General features: G+C 69.2%; 4 protein-coding genes. 2 read left to right on the top strand and 2 right to left on the bottom strand.

Annotated features, from left to right (window positions below; all coding sequences use genetic code 11):
- Nucleotides 1-151 precede the first annotated feature (151 nt).
- The gene (locus FCU40_RS22720; protein ID WP_004620779.1) at nucleotides 152-343 is read right to left on the bottom strand and encodes a hypothetical protein; all 192 of its coding nucleotides are present in this window, start codon (nucleotides 341-343) and stop codon (nucleotides 152-154) included.
- Nucleotides 344-475: 132 nt separating this feature from the next.
- Between FCU40_RS22720 and FCU40_RS22715 the strand changes: the two genes are divergently transcribed.
- Nucleotides 476-2,107, top strand: coding sequence for an NAD(P)/FAD-dependent oxidoreductase (locus FCU40_RS22715; RefSeq protein WP_168078068.1), 1,632 nt, complete (start codon nucleotides 476-478; stop codon nucleotides 2,105-2,107).
- A 157-nt stretch (nucleotides 2,108-2,264) separates the two neighbouring features.
- Complete coding sequence (locus tag FCU40_RS22710) at nucleotides 2,265-3,407, top strand: aromatic ring-hydroxylating dioxygenase subunit alpha (RefSeq protein WP_168078066.1); 1,143 nt, start codon at nucleotides 2,265-2,267, stop codon at nucleotides 3,405-3,407.
- Between the two features lie 59 nt (nucleotides 3,408-3,466).
- On the opposite strand, the gene FCU40_RS23470 is transcribed toward FCU40_RS22710, so the two are convergent.
- Nucleotides 3,467-3,558 (bottom strand): hypothetical protein (locus FCU40_RS23470; RefSeq protein WP_241693693.1); only part of this gene is annotated, 92 nt, incomplete at its 5' end.

Here is a 3,558-nt window from a genome sequence, read left to right as displayed (position 1 = left end):
GCGCCAAGGAACGCGGCCTGGCCCTGGTCGGCGCCGACGCCTTCCGGGCGCCCGGGGCGGCGGGCGAAGGTCTGCGCATCTCGCTGGGCGCGGCGAGCAAGCGAGAGACGCTGGCGCGGGGCCTGCGCGCCCTGGCCGGACTGGCGAGCTCTTAGTCCTCGCCCTCCTCCTCGCCGCCTTCCTCGCCGCCCATGGCGTTCTCGAGGCTGTCGATGATGTCGTCCATCTGCTCGGGCGTGATCGAGACATGGATCGACTCGCCGCCGATCGCCGAGACGAGCAGGCGATAGCCGTCCTCGGTCTCCCGCAGGCTGAACGACTGGAGCGGCAGGAGCTTGGCCATGGCGGGGTCCTTCCCGGAAAGAGGAGGCGCTGATCTAGAACCGCCGACGCGCGAGTTCAACGCGGATCGCGGCCTCTTGCTTATTATACGATCGTATAGCAACACTTCTCGCCGCATTCGGGGAGAGACAGCATGGCCGACACCACCAGCCGCGACGCCGTGATCATCGGCGGGGGACATAACGGCCTCGTCTGCGCCTTCTACCTGGCCAAGTCCGGAATGCGGGTCACGGTCTGCGAGGCGCGCGGCGTGGTCGGCGGGGCGGCGGTGACCGAGGAGTTCCACCCTGGTTTCCGCAACTCGGTGGCCAGCTACACGGTCAGCCTGCTGAACCCGCGCGTCATCGCCGACATGGGGCTGCGCGACTACGGCCTGACGTTTCTGGAGCGGCCGATCTCGAACTTCCTGCCGATCAGCGACGACAACTATCTGAAGCTGGGCGGCGGGCTGGAGCGCACCCAGGAGCAGTTCCGCAAGTATAGCCGCCGCGACGCCGAGGTGCTGCCGGCCTATTACGCGATGCTGGACGAGATCGGCGACATCCTGCGCGACTTCGCCCAGGAGACGCCGCCGAACCTCGGCGACGGCCTGCCCGGCCTGCTGCGCGCCCTGCGCCAGGGCGGTCGCCTGGCCAGGCTCTCCCGCGAGAGGAAGCGCGACCTCCTGGACCTGTTCACCAAAAGCGCCCGCGACGTGCTGGACGGCTGGTTCGAGAGCGACGCGGTCAAGGCGGCGTTCGGCTTCGACGCCGTGGTCGGCAATTTCGCCAGCCCCGATAGCCCCGGCTCGGCCTATGTGCTGCTGCACCACACCTTTGGCGAGGTGAACGGCAAGAAGGGCGCCTGGGGCCACGCGGTCGGCGGCATGGGGGCGATCACCCAGGCCATGGCCAAGGCCTGCGAGGCGGCCGGGGTCGAGATCCTGCTGAACGCCCCGGTCGAGGCGGTGCATGTGGACGGCAAGAAAGCGGTCGGCGTGCAGTTGGTCGACGGTCGCCAGATCATGGCCCCGATCGTCAGCGCCAACGTCAATCCGGCCCTGCTTTACAAGAAGCTGGTCCCGCCCTCGGCCCTGACCGCCGACTTCCGCAAGGCCGTCGACGGCTACAAGAACGGTTCGGGCACCTTCCGGATGAACGTGGCGCTGTCGGAACTGCCGTCGTTCACCTGCCTGCCCGGCAAGGACGCGGCCGAGCACCACCAGTCGGGGATCGTCATCGCCCCCAGCCTCGACTACATGGACGCGGCCTATCGCGACGCCAAGGCGGGCGGCATGAGCAAGGCGCCGATCGTCGAGATGCTGATCCCCTCGACCATCGACACCACCCTGGCCCCGCCCGGACAGCACGTCGCCAGCCTGTTCTGCCAGCAGTTCGCGCCGACCCTGCCGGACGCCCGGTCGTGGGACGACGAGCGCGAGGCCGCGGCCGACCTGATCATCGACACCGTCGAGCGGTGGGCCCCGGGCTTCAAGGCCTCGGTGCTGGGCCGCGTGATCCTCTCGCCGCTGGACCTGGAGCGAAAGTTCGGCCTGATCGGCGGCGACATCATGCATGGCCACATGTCGCTGGATCAGCTGTGGGCCACGCGCCCGTTCCTGGGCCACGCCAGCCACCGCGCGCCGCTCAAGGGCCTCTACATGTGCGGGGCCGGCACGCACCCCGGCGGCGGCGTCTCGGGCAATCCCGGCCGCAACGCGGCGCGCGAGATCCTGCGCGACAGGGATTTCGCGACGGCGGTGAAGCTGTCGGCGGCGGGACGGTGATCAGGCTCATGCCCCCTTCCCCCTTGATGGGGGAAGGGTTGGGGATGGGGGTGGCCGCCGAGCCGGCCGCGCTCCATCCGGAACCCGTGTCACCCCCACCCCTGCCCCTCCCCCATCCAAGGGGGAGGGAGAGCGCTTTCATCGGAGGCTCTCCGCGATGACCGCCATTCCCAACCACGACCCCCAAGCTGACTGGGGTCTCCCCGGCTGGATCTACCGCTCCGAGCGCTTCTTCAAGGAAGAGCAGGACAAGATCTTCCGCCCGTCGTGGCAGATCGTCTGCCATCTGAACGACATCCCCAAGGCCGGCGACTTCCAGACGTTCGAGTTCGTCGGCGAAAGCCTGGTCGTGGTGCGGGGCAAGGACGGCGGGGCGCGGGCCTTCGCCAATGTCTGCCGCCACCGGGGCGCGCGGCTGCTGGACGGGCCGGCGGGCCGTTGCGGCGGCCGGATCGTCTGCCCCTACCACGCCTGGACCTATGATCTCGACGGCCGGCTGATCGGCGTGCCGATGCGCGACGACTATCCGGCGCTGGACATGGCCAAGGAGGGCCTGGCCCGGATCGAGACCGAGATCTGGCGCGGCTTCGTCTTCGCGCGCATCGAAGGGGACGGCCCGTCGGTCGCCGCCATGATGGCCCCCTACGAGGACGAGGTCGCCCACTACCGCTTCGAGGAGCTGCGGCCGTTCGGCCGCGTCACCCTGCGGCCGCGCGACGTCAACTGGAAGAACATCAGCGACAACTATTCGGACGGCCTGCACATTCCGGTGGCCCATCCCGGCCTGACCCGGCTGTTCGGCAAGGGCTATGGGGTCGAGGCCCAGACCTTCGTCGACAAGATGTGGGGCCAGCTGATCGACGAGCCGTCCGACAGCCCGTCCGAGCGGCTCTATCAGGACCTGCTGCCCGACGTCGAACACCTGCCCGCCGACCGCAAGCGGCTTTGGACCTATTTCAAGCTCTGGCCGAACTTCGCCTTCGACATCTATCCGGACCAGGTGGACTTCATGCAGTTCATCCCGGTCTCGGCCACCCAGACGATGATCCGCGAGATCGCCTACGCCCTGCCCGACGACCGCCGCGAGATGAAGGCGGCGCGGTATCTGAACTGGCGCATCAACCGCCAGGTCAACGCCGAGGACACCGAGCTGGTGGCCCGCGTCCAGCAGGGCATGGCCTCGCGGACCTTCACCGCCGGGCCGCTGGCGACCAGCGAGGTGTCTTTGAGGAGCTTCGGCCGCAAGATGCGGGCCCTGATCCCGGAGAGCCGCCTGGCGCGGCCGCCGGAGGGGTGGTGAGGATCGCCAAGCGCCCCCTCCGTCTCGCCGCGTATCCGCAGCGATCCACCTCCCCCGTTTCACGGGTGAGGATGGCGGTTCTCCTCCCCCGCCAAGCGGGGGAGGTGGCGCGGCGCGGGTACGCGACGTGACGGAGGGGGCGTCCCGGCGC

This window comes from Caulobacter sp. SSI4214, from assembly GCF_012184455.1.
GTDB classification, from domain to species: domain Bacteria; phylum Pseudomonadota; class Alphaproteobacteria; order Caulobacterales; family Caulobacteraceae; genus Caulobacter; species Caulobacter vibrioides_E.
Note: the sequence above shows the minus strand (reverse complement) of the source record. Positions and strands in the feature narration are given on the sequence as shown.

What these genes read in the sequence shown, in the direction of transcription:
- FCU40_RS22710 (WP_168078066.1), top strand. Translation starts at nt 2,265, where the DNA reads ATGACCGCCATTCCCAACCACGACCCCCAAGCTGACTGGGGTCTCCCC.
- FCU40_RS22720 (WP_004620779.1), bottom strand. Translation starts at nt 343, where the DNA reads ATGGCCAAGCTCCTGCCGCTCCAGTCGTTCAGCCTGCGGGAGACCGAG.
- FCU40_RS22715 (WP_168078068.1), top strand. Translation starts at nt 476, where the DNA reads ATGGCCGACACCACCAGCCGCGACGCCGTGATCATCGGCGGGGGACAT.